This is a genomic window from Kitasatospora sp. NPDC096077, assembly GCF_040303245.1.
Taxonomy (GTDB): Bacteria; Actinomycetota; Actinomycetes; order Streptomycetales; family Streptomycetaceae; genus Kitasatospora.
In genome coordinates, this window is record NZ_JBEOSV010000003.1 from 365,414 (window position 1) to 381,242 (window position 15,829).

General features: G+C 70.9%; 12 protein-coding genes. 11 read left to right on the forward strand and 1 reads right to left on the reverse strand.

All coding sequences use genetic code 11. The features are described 5' to 3' along the window. The first annotated feature begins 7 nt into the window (after positions 1-7). The 11 genes from ABTZ03_RS05335 (at position 8) to ABTZ03_RS05385 (ending at position 14,857) form a co-directional block, all read left to right on the forward strand. Entirely contained in the window at positions 8-1,681 is a 1,674-nt protein-coding gene (locus tag ABTZ03_RS05335; protein ID WP_350511486.1) for an L-aspartate oxidase, read from the forward strand. Between the two features lie 4 nt (positions 1,682-1,685). Next, positions 1,686-2,654 carry a carboxylating nicotinate-nucleotide diphosphorylase gene (nadC, locus tag ABTZ03_RS05340; RefSeq protein ID WP_350511487.1) on the forward strand — a complete coding sequence of 323 codons (969 nt, stop codon included), beginning with the start codon at positions 1,686-1,688 and terminating at the stop codon, positions 2,652-2,654. A 48-nt stretch (positions 2,655-2,702) separates the two neighbouring features. Next, positions 2,703-3,488: a type III pantothenate kinase gene (locus tag ABTZ03_RS05345; protein ID WP_350511488.1), complete on the forward strand. Its 786-nt coding sequence runs from the start codon at positions 2,703-2,705 to the stop codon at positions 3,486-3,488. Between the two features lie 107 nt (positions 3,489-3,595). Next, positions 3,596-4,345, forward strand: coding sequence for a hypothetical protein (locus ABTZ03_RS05350; RefSeq protein ID WP_350511489.1), 750 nt, complete (start codon positions 3,596-3,598; stop codon positions 4,343-4,345). A gap of 93 nt (positions 4,346-4,438) precedes the next feature. Further along, positions 4,439-5,995, forward strand: coding sequence for a bifunctional lysylphosphatidylglycerol synthetase/lysine--tRNA ligase LysX (lysX, locus tag ABTZ03_RS05355; protein ID WP_350511490.1), 1,557 nt, complete (start codon positions 4,439-4,441; stop codon positions 5,993-5,995). Between the two features lie 251 nt (positions 5,996-6,246). Continuing rightward, positions 6,247-6,711, forward strand: coding sequence for a BlaI/MecI/CopY family transcriptional regulator (locus ABTZ03_RS05360; protein WP_350511491.1), 465 nt, complete (start codon positions 6,247-6,249; stop codon positions 6,709-6,711). Between the two features lie 9 nt (positions 6,712-6,720). Further along, a complete protein-coding gene (locus ABTZ03_RS05365; protein WP_350511492.1) occupies positions 6,721-7,257 on the forward strand; it encodes an amino-acid N-acetyltransferase in 537 nt (178 codons plus the stop codon). Positions 7,258-7,348: 91 nt separating this feature from the next. Then, positions 7,349-7,699, forward strand: coding sequence for a histone-like nucleoid-structuring protein Lsr2 (locus tag ABTZ03_RS05370; protein ID WP_350511493.1), 351 nt, complete (start codon positions 7,349-7,351; stop codon positions 7,697-7,699). Positions 7,700-8,374: 675 nt separating this feature from the next. After that, on the forward strand, positions 8,375-10,894 hold the full coding sequence (locus ABTZ03_RS05375; RefSeq protein WP_350511494.1) for an ATP-dependent Clp protease ATP-binding subunit: 2,520 nt from the start codon (positions 8,375-8,377) through the stop codon (positions 10,892-10,894). A 277-nt stretch (positions 10,895-11,171) separates the two neighbouring features. Next, positions 11,172-13,523 (forward strand): immune inhibitor A domain-containing protein, encoded by a 2,352-nt coding sequence (locus ABTZ03_RS05380; RefSeq protein ID WP_350511495.1) that lies wholly within the window; start codon positions 11,172-11,174, stop codon positions 13,521-13,523. Between the two features lie 383 nt (positions 13,524-13,906). Beyond that, a complete protein-coding gene (locus ABTZ03_RS05385) occupies positions 13,907-14,857 on the forward strand; it encodes a M23 family metallopeptidase (RefSeq protein ID WP_350511496.1) in 951 nt (316 codons plus the stop codon). 333 nt (positions 14,858-15,190) lie between these two features. Here ABTZ03_RS05385 and ABTZ03_RS05390 read toward each other — a convergent pair. Continuing rightward, positions 15,191-15,829, reverse strand: a 639-nt coding sequence (locus tag ABTZ03_RS05390) for an IS4 family transposase (protein ID WP_350511497.1), incomplete at its 5' end; no start/stop codon positions are given.

Genomic DNA, 15,829 nt, shown 5'->3' on the forward strand with positions numbered 1-15,829 from the left:
CTGAGCCATGTCCGCTACGCACCGCCTCACCGCCCCGGCCCCGGGCTGGACCGCCACCACCGACGTGGTCGTGGTCGGCTCCGGCATCGCCGGCCTCACCGTCGCCCTCAACGTCCGCAAGGCCGGCCTGCGGGCCATGGTGGTCACCAAGGCGGTGCTGGACGAGGGCTCCACCCGCTGGGCCCAGGGCGGCATAGCCGCCGCCCTGGGCGAGGGGGACACCCCGGAGCAGCACCTGGACGACACCCTGGTGGCCGGCGCCGGCGTCTGCGACGAGGAGGCCGTCCGCACCCTGGTCACCGAGGGCCCGGACGCCGTCCGCCGGCTGATCGCGGTCGGCGCCGCCTTCGACCGCGGCGAGGACGGCGAGATCCTGCTCACCCGCGAGGGCGGCCACCACCGCCACCGGATCGTGCACGCCGGCGGGGACGCCACCGGCGCGGAGGTCTCCCGCGCCCTGGTCGCCGCCGTCCGCAGCGACCCGGACCTCGAACTGATCGAGCACGCGCTCGTCCTCGACCTGCTGACCGACGCCGAGGGCCACACCGCCGGCCTCACCCTGCACGTGATGGGCGAGGGCCAGCGCGACGGCGTCGGCGCCGTCCGGGCCCGCGCGGTGGTGCTCGCCACCGGCGGCCTGGGCCAGGTCTTCTCCGCCACCACCAACCCGGCGGTCTCCACCGGTGACGGCGTGGCCCTGGCCCTGCGGGCCGGCGCCGCGGCCGCCGACCTGGAGTTCGTCCAGTTCCACCCGACCGTGCTCTGGCTCGGCCCGGACGCCGCGGGCCAGCAGCCGCTGGTCTCCGAGGCCGTGCGCGGCGAGGGCGCCCACCTGGTGGACGCCGACGGCGTGCGCTTCATGGTCGGCCAGCACGAGCTGGCCGAGCTCGCCCCGCGCGACATCGTCGCCAAGGCGATCACCCGGCGCATGCAGGAGCGCGGCTCCGACCACATGTTCCTGGACGGACGGCACTTCGGCGCCGAGATGTGGGAGAACCGCTTCCCCACCATCCTGGCCTCCTGCCGCTCGCACGGCATCGACCCGGTCACCGAGCCGATCCCGATCGCCCCGGCCTCCCACCACGCCGCCGGCGGCGTCCGCACCGACCGGCACGGCCGCACCTCCGTCCCCGGCCTGTACGCCTGCGGCGAGGTCGCCTGCACCGGCGTGCACGGCGCCAACCGGCTGGCCTCCAACTCCCTGCTGGAGGGCCTGGTCTTCGCCGAGCGGATCGCCGCCGACCTGGCCGAGCGGCACGCGGCGGGCGAACTGCCCGAGCGCACCGTCGACGTCGCCGCCGCGCGGGCCGCCCGGCCGGTGCCGCTGCCGGCCTCCGAGGCGCGCGCCGAGATCCAGCGGCTGATGTCGCGCGGCGCGGGCGTGCTGCGCTCGGCCGCCTCGCTGGCCGACGCCGCGGCCGGGCTGGCGCTGCTCGCCGAGCAGGCCCGCTGCCACGTGGCCGAGGAGAAGCCGGCCGACCCCCGGGTGGAGACCTGGGAGGCCGCCAACCTGCTGCTGGTCGCGACCGCCCTGGTCGCGGCCGCCGCCCAGCGCGAGGAGACCCGCGGCGGGCACTGGCGCGAGGACTTCCCCGAGCGCGACGACGCCCACTGGCGCCGCCACCTGATCACCACCCTCGCCGCCTCCGGCGACCCCGTCAGCACCCCTGAGGAGCAGTAGAACCATGACCCACTCCCACGAGGAACTCCCCCTGGCCGACCAGGGCGGCTGCGGTGACGGCTGCGCCTGCGGCGACGGCGAGGGCTACGAGACCGGGCTGGACCCGCAGCTGGCCGAGCTGCTGGAGGAGGCCGGGCTGGACCCGATCGAGGTCGAGGACATCGCCACCCTGGCGCTGGCCGAGGACCTGGCCGGCGGCGAGGACGTCACCTCGGTGGCCACCGTGCCCGCCGACGCCGTGGCGACCGCCGACTTCACCGCCCGCCAGGCCGGCGTGGTCTCCGGCCTGCGGGTCGCCGAGGCCGTCGTCTCGCTGGTCTGCGAGGAGGAGTTCGAGGTCGAGCGGCACGTCCAGGACGGCGACCGGGTGGAGGCCGGCCAGGTGCTGCTGTCGGTCCGCTCGCGCACCCGCGACCTGCTGACCGCCGAGCGCAGCGCGCTCAACCTGCTCTGCCGCCTGTCCGGCATCGCCACCGCGACCCGGGCCTGGGCGGACGCCCTGGCGGGCACCGGCGCGGTCGTCCGGGACACCCGCAAGACCACCCCGGGCCTGCGCGCGCTGGAGAAGTTCGCGGTGCGCTGCGGCGGCGGCGCCAACCACCGGATGTCGCTCTCGGACGCCGCCCTGGTGAAGGACAACCACGTGGTGGCGGCCGGCGGCGTGGCCGAGGCCTTCCGGGCCGTCCGCGCGGCCTACCCGGAGCTGCCGGTCGAGATCGAGGTGGACACCCTGGAGCAGATCCCGCCGGTGCTGGAGGCCGGGGCGGACCTGATCCTGCTGGACAACTTCACCGTCGAGCAGCTGAAGGAGGCCGTCGCGCTGGTGGCCGGCCGGGCGAAGCTGGAGGCCTCCGGCGGACTGACCCTGGCCACCGCGCGCGAGGTCGCCCAGACTGGTGTCGACTACCTGGCCGTGGGCGCGCTGACCCACTCCTCGCCGGTCCTGGACATCGGCCTGGACCTGCGCGCCTGACCGTCAGGTCGAGAGCAAGTCCCGTCCCGACTCGCAGAAAGCGTCCTCGTGCTCCTCACCATCGACGTCGGCAACACCCAGACCACACTCGGCCTGTTCGACGGCGAGGACGTGGTGGAACACTGGCGGATCTCCACCGATCCGCGCCGCACGGCCGATGAACTGGCGGTGCTGCTGCAGGGGTTGATGGGCAATCACGCCGCGGCCAAGGACGCCGTGGTGGAGGGGCTGGCGATCTGCTCCTCCGTCCCCGCCGTGCTCCACGAGCTCCGCGAGGTGACCCGCCGTTACTACGGCGACGTCCCCGCGGTGATCGTGGAGCCCGGCGTGAAGACCGGGGTGCACGTCCTGATGGACAACCCCAAGGAGGTCGGCGCGGACCGGATCGTCAACGCGCTGGCCGCCAACCACCTGTACGGCGGCCCGTGCATCGTGGTCGACTTCGGCACCGCGACCACCTTCGACGCCGTCAACGCCCGCGGTGACTACGTCGGCGGCGCGATCGCCCCCGGGATCGAGATCTCGGTCGAGGCGCTCGGCGTCCGCGGCGCCCAGCTGCGCAAGATCGAGCTGGCCCGCCCGCGCAACGTGATCGGGAAGAACACCGTCGAGGGCATGCAGTCCGGCATCCTCTACGGCTTCGCCGGGCAGGTCGACGGTCTGGTCGAGCGGATGGCCCGGGAGCTGTCCAAGGATCCGGACGACGTCCAGGTGATCGCCACCGGCGGCCTCGCCCCGCTGGTCCTCGGCGAGGCCACCAGCATCGACGTGCACGAGCCCTGGCTGACCCTGATCGGCCTGCGCCTGGTGTACGAGCGCAACCGCCCGAGCTGAGCACCCGCCGGGGCCGTCCGCCCGGCCGGAGCACCCGGCCGGGCGGACGCACGGAATTCCACGCGACGTTACCGACAAATCGGATATTCGTCACGTAGTGTCAGTCCATGCCTACGCCACACGGATCGCGCGGCGGCATGGCCTTCAGCGCCGACGAAGTCCGCGTGCTGCGCCGAGCCCTCGCCCAAGCCCTGCACCCCGCCGTCCCCGTCCACCTCCAGGGGCCCGACCGGACGGCGCTCGCCGGGCCGGGCGCCGAACTGTGGGCCGAGGACGTCCAGGACGCCCTGCACCTGACCGAGGCGATCGACGAGGCCGTCCAGGAGGGCGGCCGACTGCGCGCCTTCCTGCTCGCCGACCTCTGCCGCTACCGCGCCGCGCTGCCCGGCACCGCCGCCGGCTACCTGGAACGGCTGGAGGAGGCGGTGACCGACGGCTACCTGCCCGGGCCGGAGGACCTCACCGCGCTGCGCGGGCTGACCCGCCAGCCCTGCGGCCACGGCGAGCGGGTCCGCCGCTCCCGGCTGGCCGGGCGCTGCCACGCGCTGGCCGAGGCCGCCGTCCGCGAGCGGCTGGCGCTCACCGCCGGGCACCCGCGCCACCTGGTGGCCGTACCGAACCCCGCCGCACCACCTAGCAGTCACCCCACCCCTGTAGGAGGACGGACCACGATGAGCAGCACCGACTCCCGGGACTCCCGCCCGGAGCAGCCCGCCGCCGCGCAGACCCCGCCCCGCCCGCACCGGATGCCCACCCCGGCCGAGCTGTTCGGCCGCCGCCCCAAGCCCCCGGCCCACCCGGCCCCGCCCGCCGACGGGGCCCCGGAGGAGATCGAACTCCGCACCGGCACCGGCTGATCCGGCCCCGCCGCCGAGGGGAGACCGTCGCCACGGTCTCCCCTCGGCGCATCCGGGCGCGGAGCACGGTGTACGGCTGGCTACCCTTGTGGGGTGAGCGATCAGAGCCTTGTTCCCGCGACCGACGACCTTCCCGAGCAGATGCGCGTCCGGCGCGAGAAGCTGGACCGGCTCCGGGCGGCCGGCGTCGACCCGTACCCGGTCGGTTTCCCCCGCACCAGCACCATCGCGGACCTGCGTGCCAAGCACCCGGACCTCGAACCCGACACCGCGACCGGCGAGCGCGCCGGCATCACCGGGCGGGTGATCCTCTCCCGCACCGGCGGCAAGCTCTGCTTCGCCACCCTGCGCGACGGCACCGGCGACCTCCAGGTGATGTTCTCCCTGGACAAGCTCGGCCCCGAGCGGCTGGCCGCCTGGAAGGCCGACATCGACCTCGGCGACCAGGTCGGCGTCGAGGGCGAGGTGATCACCTCCAAGCGCGGCGAGCTGTCCGTGATGGTGGACCGCTGGGAGCTCACCGCCAAGTGCCTGCGCCCGCTGCCGGACAAGCACAAGGGCCTGACCGACCCGGAGGCCCGGGTCCGCCAGCGCTACGTCGACCTGATCGTGAACCCCGAGGCGCGCGAGATCCTGCACCTGCGCAGCAAGGTGGTCCGCTCGATCCGCCGCACCTACGAGGACCGCGGCTACATCGAGGTCGAGACCCCGATGCTGCAGCCGGTGCACGGCGGCGCCAACGCCCGTCCGTTCAAGACGCACATCAACGCGTACGACATCGACCTCTACATGCGCATCGCCCCCGAGCTGTACCTCAAGCGGCTGGTGGTCGGCGGCGCCGAGAAGGTCTTCGAGATCAACCGCAACTTCCGCAACGAGGGCGCGGACTCCACCCACAACCCGGAGTTCACCTCGCTGGAGTCGTACGAGGCCTACGGCGACTACGACACCCAGGCCGAGCTGATCCGCGCGACGATCGTCAACGCCGCCCGGGACGCCCTGGGCACCACCGTGATCAAGGGCCTGGACCCGCACGGCGTGGAGCACGAGATCGACCTGGCCGAGCCGTGGGAGGAGGTCAGCGTCTACCCGGGCATCTCCGCCCACCTGGGCGTCGAGGTCACCCCGGAGACCACCGTCGAGGAGCTGCGCAAGCTGGCCTTCGACCACGACATCCCGTTCGAGAAGAGCTGGGGCCACGGCCAGATCGTGCTGGAGATGGTCGAGCGCCTGCTGGAGGAGAACGCCGTCCGGCCGACCTTCATCAAGGACTACCCGACCGAGGTCTCCCCGCTGACCCGCCAGCACCGCTCGGTCGCCGGCGTGGCCGAGAAGTGGGACCTGGTGATCTTCGGCACCGAGATCGGCACCGCCTACTCCGAGCTGATCGACCCGGTCGAGCAGCGCGCCCGCCTCACCGCCCAGTCCCTGCTGGCGGCCGGCGGCGACGTCGAGGCGATGCAGGTGGACGAGGACTTCCTGCGCGCCCTGGAGTACGCGATGCCCCCGACCGGTGGCCTCGGCCTCGGCGTGGACCGCCTGATCATGCTGCTGACCGGCAAGAACATCCGGGAGACGGTGCTCTTCCCGCTGGTGAAGCCGGAGCCGAAGGCTTCCGCCGCGACGGCGGAGAAGACCGAGGAGGAGTGACCTGATGGACTACGTCAGCGCGATCGTGCCGCCGCTGGTCATGGCGATCGGCTTCGGATTCCTGGTGCGGGCCATCATCCGCAGCCAGGGCGGGGCCCAGAAGGCCAAGGAAGACATCGACTGATCCGACTGACGTCGTCAGCCGCCCCCGGACCACCCGCGCCGCCATTCCCGATTCCCGGGGGTGGCGGCGCGCCGGTTTGGCGCACTTCACAAGATTTGCCCCATTCACTCCCTATCCTGGCGGCACTATGGTCCGGCAACTCGGCGAACTTGAGAACGCCATCATGACCCGGGTGTGGCGGTGGAACCGACCGGTGACGGTTCGCGAGGTTCTCCTGGATCTGCAGTCGGAACGGGAAATCGCGTACACCACGGTGATGACCGTCCTGGACAAGCTGCACAGAAAGGGCTGGTTGCGCCGCGAGCGGGTCGGCCGGGCCTATCGATATGAACCGGTCTCCTCGCGTGAGGCGTACACGGCGGCCCTGATGAACGACGCCTGGGCCACCGGTGACAATCCCGCGGCGGCCCTGGTCCACTTCTTCGGCCTGATGTCGCCGGAGCAGCGCGAGGCACTCCGGGACGCCCTGCGGGTGGCGGCGTTGTTCCCGTCCGATCCGGCGGCGGATCCACCCGCCGGGGATTCCGCCGGGGACGGCCCGGATACCGGCGGCGCGGATACCGGGGAGACCGCGCCCGGCACGACGCGATAACGTCCCGCCATGGAGGTCACCATCCGCCGCGCGCGGACCACGGACGTACGGGCCGTACGCGGGCTCATCGACGCCTACTCGCGCGACGGCATTCTGCTCGACAAGCCCACAGTCACACTGTTCGAATCCGTCCAGGAGTTCTGGGTCGCGGAACGCGACGACAACGGCGCGGTGGTGGCCTGCGGCGCCCTGCACGTGATGTGGGAGGACCTCGCCGAGGTCCGCACGCTGGCGGTCCATCCGTCCTGCCGGGGCTTCGGGATCGGGCATCTGCTCTTGGAGAAGCTGGTGCAGACGGCGCGCTGGCTGGGCGTCCGTCGGATTTTCTGCTTGACGTTCGAGGTGCCGTTCTTCGTGAAACACGGTTTCGTCGAGATCGGGGAGCTTCAGGAAACCGATGATGGTACGACAGACCCGGCGGCGATCGCTACGGACGTCTATGAAGAACTTCTCCGCTCGTACGATGAAGGTGTCGCGGAGTTCCTCGACCTGGAGCGGGTGAAGCCCAACACACTGGGCAACTCGCGCATGCTGCTGCACCTCTGAGCGGCTCCGCGCCGGTCAAGGGTTTGTGTTTTCCGGAGAAAGGCGCTTTCCTTTCCTTAGGCAATGGGTCGTTTAGCGGAAAGGGAAGCCCGTGGCACAGAGGGTGCAGGTCATTCTTGAAGACGATCTCGATGGCGGTTCGGCGGACGAGACGGTGACGTTCGCGCTCGACGGCGTTGCCTACGAGATCGACCTGAAGAGCGCCAACGCGGACAAGCTCCGCGGTCTGCTGGCGCCCTACCTGGAGAAGGGCCGCAAGCAGAGCGGCCGACTCGCCGGCCCCCGTCGTCCGGGCCGCGGCCCCGCGACGCGTCCGGCCGGCAGTGCTCCCGACACCGCGAAGATCCGCGCGTGGGCCAAGGAGCAGGGCATGGACGTCAACGACCGCGGCCGGGTGCCGAGCACCGTCCGCGAGGCCTACGACAAGGCCAACGCGTCCTGACCCCGGCGCCACCGGCCCGCCGGAGCGGATGCGGGGCCCCGGCGGCCGTGCACGGCGCCGACGACACACGCGCGGGGCGCGGAGGGAACACCTCCGCGCCCCGCAGCGCGCACCCGGACGGCCACGGGCCCCCCCGTGCCCAGGCCCGGGGCGGCCGGGGCGGCGGGCTCGGCCGGGGCAGTGGGCTCGGGCGGCGGAACAATCACGAGCTGTGCAACGCTGTAGGGGCGAAGCGGTAACGCGGACACCCCCGGGACGGCGTACGACCACTCCGGTCGCCGTTGAACCACCGCCACCGCGGCCCGACTTCTCGCCAGGCGAACACCGCCACCGCGGAAACTGCGCGAGAACCGCCCCGATACCGGGTATGAATGCAGGTGGACGGGTTCTTCGACCCGTCCAGGGGCAGCGTGTGCGACCGGCCGCAGGGGGTCCGGCTCCGCCCCGGCGGCTCTTGTTCGCCGATGGCGTAGCGGATTCCGGTGCATCCGGCCCACCTGTGGGAACACCGATTCCCAGCATCAGGTTGGGATTGGTGTCGGCTGGTCGCGCAGCATCTCGCTCCTCTACCGGGGAGTGAATCCGTGGGCCGCGCCGCTGAGCGGGACTAGCATGCGGAAGGACAGGGCGGGGACGGACCCCGAACTGCCCGACCGCTCTGAGGAGCGATAAACGATGTTCGAGAGGTTCACCGACCGCGCGCGGCGGGTTGTCGTCCTGGCTCAGGAAGAAGCCCGGATGCTCAACCACAACTACATCGGCACCGAGCACATCCTCCTGGGTCTGATCCACGAGGGCGAGGGCGTCGCCGCCAAGGCCCTGGAGAGCCTCGGGATTTCTCTTGAGGCCGTACGCCAGCAGGTCGAGGAGATCATCGGCCAGGGCCAGCAGGCCCCGTCCGGCCACATTCCCTTCACCCCCCGGGCGAAGAAGGTCCTGGAGCTGTCGCTCCGGGAGGCCCTGCAGCTCGGCCACAACTACATCGGCACCGAGCACATCCTGCTCGGCCTGATCCGCGAGGGCGAGGGAGTCGCCGCCCAGGTCCTGGTCAAGCTGGGTGCCGACCTCAACCGGGTGCGCCAGCAGGTCATCCAGCTGCTCTCCGGCTACCAGACCAGCGGCGGCAAGGAGTCGGCCACGGCCGGCGGGCCCGCCGAGGGCACCCCGTCGACCTCGCTGGTCCTGGACCAGTTCGGGCGCAACCTCACCCAGGCCGCCCGCGAGGCCAAGCTCGACCCGGTCATCGGGCGCGAGAAGGAGATCGAGCGGGTCATGCAGGTGCTGTCCCGCCGCACCAAGAACAACCCGGTCCTGATCGGTGAGCCCGGCGTCGGCAAGACCGCCGTGGTCGAGGGCCTGGCGCAGGCGATCGTCAAGGGCGAGGTCCCGGAGACGCTCAAGGACAAGCAGCTCTACACGCTGGACCTGGGCGCCCTGGTGGCCGGCTCGCGCTACCGCGGTGACTTCGAGGAGCGCCTGAAGAAGGTCCTCAAGGAGATCCGCACCCGCGGCGACATCATCCTGTTCATCGACGAGCTGCACACCCTGGTCGGCGCGGGCGCCGCCGAGGGCGCCATCGACGCCGCCAGCATCCTCAAGCCGATGCTGGCCCGCGGCGAGCTGCAGACCATCGGTGCCACCACCCTGGACGAGTACCGCAAGCACCTGGAGAAGGACGCCGCGCTGGAGCGCCGCTTCCAGCCGATCCAGGTCGCGGAGCCCTCGCTGCCGCACACCATCGAGATCCTCAAGGGTCTGCGCGACCGCTACGAGGCCCACCACCGGGTCTCCATCACGGACGCCGCCCTGGTCGCCGCCGCCACCCTGGCCGACCGGTACATCTCGGACCGCTTCCTGCCGGACAAGGCCATCGACCTGATCGACGAGGCCGGCTCCCGGATGCGCATCCGCCGGATGACCGCGCCGCCGGACCTGCGCGAGTTCGACGAGAAGATCGCCGACGTGCGCCGCGAGAAGGAGAGCGCGATCGACGCGCAGGACTTCGAGAAGGCCGCGTCCCTGCGCGACGACGAGAAGCAGCTCCTGCAGGCCAAGGCCAAGCGCGAGAAGGAGTGGAAGGCCGGCGACATGGACGTCGTCGCGGAGGTCAACGAGGAGCTCATCGCCGAGGTCCTGGCCACCGCCACCGGCATCCCGGTCTTCAAGCTCACCGAGGAGGAGACCTCGCGTCTGCTCCGCATGGAGGACGAGCTGCACAAGCGCGTCATCGGCCAGAAGGACGCCATCAAGGCGCTCTCCCAGGCCATCCGGCGCACCCGTGCGGGCCTCAAGGACCCGAAGCGTCCCGGCGGTTCGTTCATCTTCGCCGGCCCGTCCGGCGTCGGTAAGACCGAACTGTCCAAGACGCTCGCCGAGTTCCTCTTCGGCGACGAGGACGCGCTGATCGCGCTCGACATGTCCGAGTTCTCCGAGAAGCACACCGTCTCCCGGCTGTTCGGCTCCCCGCCCGGATACGTGGGCTACGAGGAGGGCGGCCAGCTGACCGAGAAGGTCCGCCGCAAGCCGTTCTCGGTCGTCCTCTTCGACGAGGTCGAGAAGGCCCACCCGGACATCTTCAACTCGCTGCTGCAGATCCTGGAGGACGGTCGCCTGACCGACTCCCAGGGCCGCGTGGTCGACTTCAAGAACACCGTCATCATCATGACGACCAACCTCGGCACCCGGGACATCTCCAAGGGCTTCAACCTGGGCTTCGCGGCCACGGGTGACTCCCAGAGCGGGTACGAGCGGATGAAGGCGAAGGTCGGCGAGGAGCTCAAGCAGCACTTCCGCCCCGAGTTCCTGAACCGCGTCGACGACATCGTGGTGTTCCACCAGCTGTCCGAGGACGACATCATCAAGATCGTCGACCTGATGATCGACAAGGTGGACGAGCGGCTCAAGGACAAGGACATGGGCCTGGAGCTCAGCGTCGAGGCCAAGAAGCTGCTGGCCAAGCGCGGCTACGACCCGCTCCTGGGTGCCCGTCCGCTGCGCCGCACCATCCAGCGCGAGATCGAGGACCACCTCTCCGAGAAGATCCTCTTCGGCGAGCTGCGGGCCGGCCACATCGTGGTCGTCGACGTGGAGGGCGAGGGCAAGGAAGCCAAGTTCACCTTCCGCGGCGAGGAGAAGTCGGCCGTCGCGGACACCCCCGCCGAGGTCGCTTCGTCCGGTCCGGACCTGACGAAGTAAGAGCAACATTTAACAGACAACTTCACAGCCACCGAGCCCCCGGCGTTCGCGCCGGGGGCTCGGTGCGTTCCCGCCTCCCGCACCCCGCCCCGGACCTGGGACGTTGCCGACGGGCCGTCAGCTGACGTGAAATCGGCGAGCATAGCGCCGTGCCCATGTCAGGGTCAAGGTCTATCTTTTCCCGCCCCACTTCGGTCAAATGACGTCCACCTGTCTTTCATATTGGTTTACCGGGCCTTGGCCAAGAGTCGGCTCGGTCGGGGAGGGCGTCACAACGTTGAAGACCACCAGGAGAGCCGCAGCGGTCACCACCGCCGCGGCGGTCATAGTCACGCTCGGCGCGGGTCTGTTCCCGAGCAGCGCCGTCGCGGCCGGCTCGGCGCCGGTCCCGAGGGACCCCGCCGACGCCGTCCAGTCCGTCACCACCGAGCACAACATCCCGGGCCCGCTGACCGCCAAGGTCGAGGCCGAGAAGAAGGCCGCCACCGAGCAGCTGCTCAACGGCACCGCCCAGGTCGAGCAGCACAACGGCAGCACCAGCGTGAAGCTCGGCAAGGACAAGTACGTCGAGCTCGCCCGTGAGCGCACGGACAAGATCTTCACGATCCTGGTCGACTTCGGCGACCAGGTCGACAACACCACCAAGACCGCCGACGGCAAGGTCAAGTACGGTGGCGAGCCCGGCCCCAAGCACAACGAGATCGCGGCGCCGGACCGGGCCACGAACAACTCGACCGCCTGGCAGGCCGACTACAACCAGCAGCACTACCAGGACCTGTACTTCAGCAAGGACAAGCCCTCGCTGAAGACCTTCTACGAGAAGCAGTCCTCGGGCCGCTACTCGGTCGACGGCGTGGTCTCGGACTGGGTCCGGGTGCCGTGGAACGAGGCCCGGTACGGCTCGGACTACTGCGGCTCCAACGTCTGCTCCAGCGCCCAGGACCTGATCCGCGACGCCGTCGACATCTGGTACAAGGACCAGGTGGCGAAGGGTCAGACCGACGCCCAGATCAAGGCGACGCTGGCCCAGTACGACCAGTGGGACCGCTACGGGTCGCACCACGACGGGAACTTCAACCAGCCCGACGGGTACATCGACCACTTCCAGATCGTGCACGCCGGTGAGGACAAGTCGGCCGGTGGCGGCAAGCAGGGCAGCAAGGCCCTGTGGGCGCACCGCTCGTACGTCTACGGCAACCTGACCGGCCAGGCCGGTCCGGACAACAACAAGCTCGGCGGCGTCCAGGTCGGCAACACCGGCTTCTGGATCGGCGACTACACGATGCAGCCGGAGAACGGCGGCCTCGGCGTCTTCGCCCACGAGTACGGCCACGACCTCGGTCTGCCGGACCTCTACGACACCGCGGGCAAGGGCATCGACAACTCGGTCGGCTTCTGGTCGCTGATGTCCTCCGGCTCCTGGCTCGGCGAGGGCAAGGACAGCATCGGCGACATGCCGAACGACCTCGACGCCTGGAGCAAGTACCAGCTCGGCTGGCTGAAGGTCGACCGCGCCAAGGCCGGCACCGAGTCGACCCACCACATCGGCCCGGTCGAGTACAACACCAACCTGCCGCAGGCGCTCATCGTCGACCTGCCGAAGAAGAGCATCACCACCGACATCAACAAGCCCTTCGGGGGCAACAACGAGTGGTGGAGCGGCAGCGCCGACAACCTGAACGTCACGCTCACCCGGGACATCGACCTCACCGGCAAGACCAAGGCCAGCATCAACGCCAAGGCCTGGTACGAGCTGGAGCAGGACTTCGACTACGCCTTCGGTGAGGTCTCCGCCGACGGCGGCAAGACCTGGACCGTGGTGGACGGCACCTGGAACGGCGCCGCGCTGCCCAAGGAGAACGGCCGCCCGGCCCTCAGCGGCCTGACCGCCGCCTGGGGCGACCTGTCGTTCAACCTGGACGCCTTCGCCGGCAAGAAGATCCAGTTCCGCTACCACAACACCACCGATGGCGGCCTGCACTACCGCGGCTTCGCGGTGGACAACATCGCGGTGGTCGCCGACGGCGCGACCGTGTTCAGCGACGACGTGGAGAACGGCGACAACGGCTGGACCGCCGCCGGCTTCACCCGCTTCGGCGGCTCGTACACCAAGGACTACGCGCAGTACTACATCGCGGAGAACAAGCAGTACGTGTCGTTCGACCAGACGCTGAAGACCGGCCCGTACAACTTCGGCTCGGCCGCCAAGCCGAACTGGGCCGAGCACTACTCGTACCAGCCCGGCCTGCTGATCTGGTACTGGGACGAGTCGCAGACCGACAACAACGTGAGCGCCCACCCGGGCCACGGCCTGGTCCTGCCGGTCGACTCGCACCCGACCCCGATGAAGTGGTCCGACGGCACCCTGATGCGTCCGCGCATGCAGGGCTTCGACTCGACCTTCGGTTCGCGCCGCGTCCCGGCGCTGACCCTGCACAAGGCCGACGTCGAGACGGTCATCCCGAAGTCCAAGGGCGTCGACGAGTTCAACGACCTGAAGTCCTGGTGGTCGAAGGACAACCAGTACGCCGGTGTCGACGTCCCCAAGACGGGCACCAGCATCGAGGTCGAGAACGAGTCCGCGAACTACCTGGAGACCTGGATCCGGGTCCGCCCGGTCGACAACTGATCGCACCCGGTGTGATGGCAGTTTGACCCCAGCCTCCACGGCCGGCCCGCCCCCGCTTCCCGCGGGGGCGGGCCGGCCGCTTTTCGGGCATCAAACCCGGTTCACGGGTGGCGATCGTCACAGCGATTCGCCGCGGTACGACCGGGCCTAGTAGTCGGGCGGGCGGGACGGCGGGGCGGATCGGGCCGGTCGTGGACGATCCGATCGCATGATCATTACTCCGTCGGCTTGAATATCCGGCGCCACGATGACTACACGCCGTAGTACGTCACGCCGTTTGGGACTCCGCTCGGTGACCGTTACACCTGAGTGGTCCCCCGCTCAGCGAAGCGCCCGATCGGGCGCTTCGTGCTGCCCCCGTCCGACCGTGAGGTACGCCGGCGATGTCCACCGTTCCGCCCGTGGGACCGGCCCTGCGCCGGCTCGCCGTCCGTGCGACGGCCCAGGCGGCCGTCTGGCAGCCGCGGATCGGCCAGGCCGTCCGCAGCCGTGCCGTGCCGCCGCTGCGCCTGCTGGCCACCCCCCGACACGCCACCCTGCCGGGCAGCCGGCAGCGCACCGAGCGCGACCACGCGGTGGTCTCGGCCGGGTCCGTCGCGGTGCTGCTCGCGGGCGCGCTGCTGGTGGCCGCGCCGGGCAGCGCCTCGGCGCAGACCGTGCTGCCGACCACCCCGGGCAGTTCGGCCTTCACCGCCCCGCGGGCCGAGGTGCCCAACCCCGGACTGGTGCAGGTGGCCGGGCCCAGCCCGTACAAGCTGCCGGACGACGGCGCCTCGGCGCAGGCCTTCGTGGCGGTCGCCCCCAATCTGCTGCCGTTCGACCCGCCGGCCCCGGAGCCCGGGACCGCCGATCCGGCCGCCCCCGAACCCGCCGCCGACCCCGCCGAGGCCCAGCCGGAGGCCGCCCCGGCCCCGGCGCCCGCGCCGGACTGGTCGGCGCCGGTGCCGGACGCACCGACCAGCAATCCGTACGGGGTGGCCAACTCCGAGTACGCCGCCGGGTACCACACCGGGGTGGACTTCGCGGTGTCCCCGGGCACGCCGGTGCTCGCGGTCGGCGACGCGACCGTGGTCTCGGCCGGTTGGGACGGCGCGTACGGCAAGGAGGTCGTGCTGCGGCTCGCCGACGGGCACTTCGCCCAGTACGCCCACCTGTCCGCGCTCTCGGTCTCGGCGGGCCAGCAGGTGTCGGTGGGCCAGCGGATCGGGCTGTCCGGGAACACCGGCAACTCCACCGGGCCGCACCTGCACTTCGAGATCCGCACCAGCAACCGCTACGGCGCGGTGATCAACCCGATCGCCTACCTCTCCGGGCACGGCGTCACGGCGTTCTAGGGCGTGTCTGACAATTCGCGTCGGATCAGCGCGCGGCGTCGGGGTGCGTGCATCGCAAGGCGGAGGAGGGAGTCCATGCGGAGCATCGGCGACCGACGACAACGCGGCGAGGTGCGTGCCCCGGCGTCGCGCCCGGCGGGAATTGTCAGACACGCCCTAGGGCCAATGCCAGTGACTTAGGTCGTGCTCGCTCTGGTGATCGTGACGGTGGCCGGAGCGGGTGGTGGCCAGTTGCGGTGTTGGGCGCGTTTGAGGGGCCAGTTGGACATCTTGCGTTTGATGACGCGTGGGCAGGATCGCTGACGCCGTGGTGGCAGGAGGCGTTCGGTGATCTCAGCCAGGGTGCGGGTCAGTGCGCGGGCGAGTGTGCCGGGGGGAAAGCGCCGCCTGGGCGGGGACCTGGCGGCGAACCACCCGCAGGCTGCGGGTGAAGGACAGGCGGTCGGGGTCCAGGCCCTCGCCGAGGGCGGCCTGGTGCATCAGCCGCCGGATGGCGTGGTGGACCAGGAGGAACCCGTAGATCTCCTGTTCCACGCCCCAGGGGTACTTCGAGCGCAGGACGAGTCTGGGGCCGCGCTGGTGGGTCTTGATCTCGTCCAGCGTGGTCTCGATCTCCCAGCGCTGGGCGTAGAGCGCGGCCAGTTCGGCCGCCGGTGCCTCCTGCGGGTCGAGGACGGTGGTGACCAGCCGGTAGACGGTCGCATCGCCGTTGCGGGCCAGGGTGTACTCGACGACCCGCACGGTCACGGGGTTGCGGCGGCTCCTGCGGTCCGGTTCGGCGTGGACGGTGCTGAGGTAGGAGCCGTCGGAGAGGAGCCGCAGCACGGGCAGGGCGGCGTTGGTGCGGACCCGCCACAGCAGGTCCGCGCCGCTGGCGCGGGCGGCCTGCCACAGCTCGAAGCCGTAGAAGCCGCGGTCGGCCAGCAGGAGCATGCCCTCGCGCAGGTGGGCGAACAGCCGGCGCGCGAGCGT

Excerpts from the sequence above, each read along its gene's own strand:
- nadC (WP_350511487.1), top strand. The coding sequence starts at position 1,686 with ATGACCCACTCCCACGAGGAACTCCCCCTGGCCGACCAGGGCGGCTGC.
- ABTZ03_RS05365 (WP_350511492.1), top strand. The coding sequence starts at position 6,721 with ATGGAGGTCACCATCCGCCGCGCGCGGACCACGGACGTACGGGCCGTA.
- ABTZ03_RS05335 (WP_350511486.1), top strand. The coding sequence starts at position 8 with ATGTCCGCTACGCACCGCCTCACCGCCCCGGCCCCGGGCTGGACCGCC.
- ABTZ03_RS05350 (WP_350511489.1), top strand. The coding sequence starts at position 3,596 with ATGCCTACGCCACACGGATCGCGCGGCGGCATGGCCTTCAGCGCCGAC.
- ABTZ03_RS05375 (WP_350511494.1), top strand. The coding sequence starts at position 8,375 with ATGTTCGAGAGGTTCACCGACCGCGCGCGGCGGGTTGTCGTCCTGGCT.
- ABTZ03_RS05385 (WP_350511496.1), top strand. The coding sequence starts at position 13,907 with ATGTCCACCGTTCCGCCCGTGGGACCGGCCCTGCGCCGGCTCGCCGTC.
- ABTZ03_RS05360 (WP_350511491.1), top strand. The coding sequence starts at position 6,247 with ATGGTCCGGCAACTCGGCGAACTTGAGAACGCCATCATGACCCGGGTG.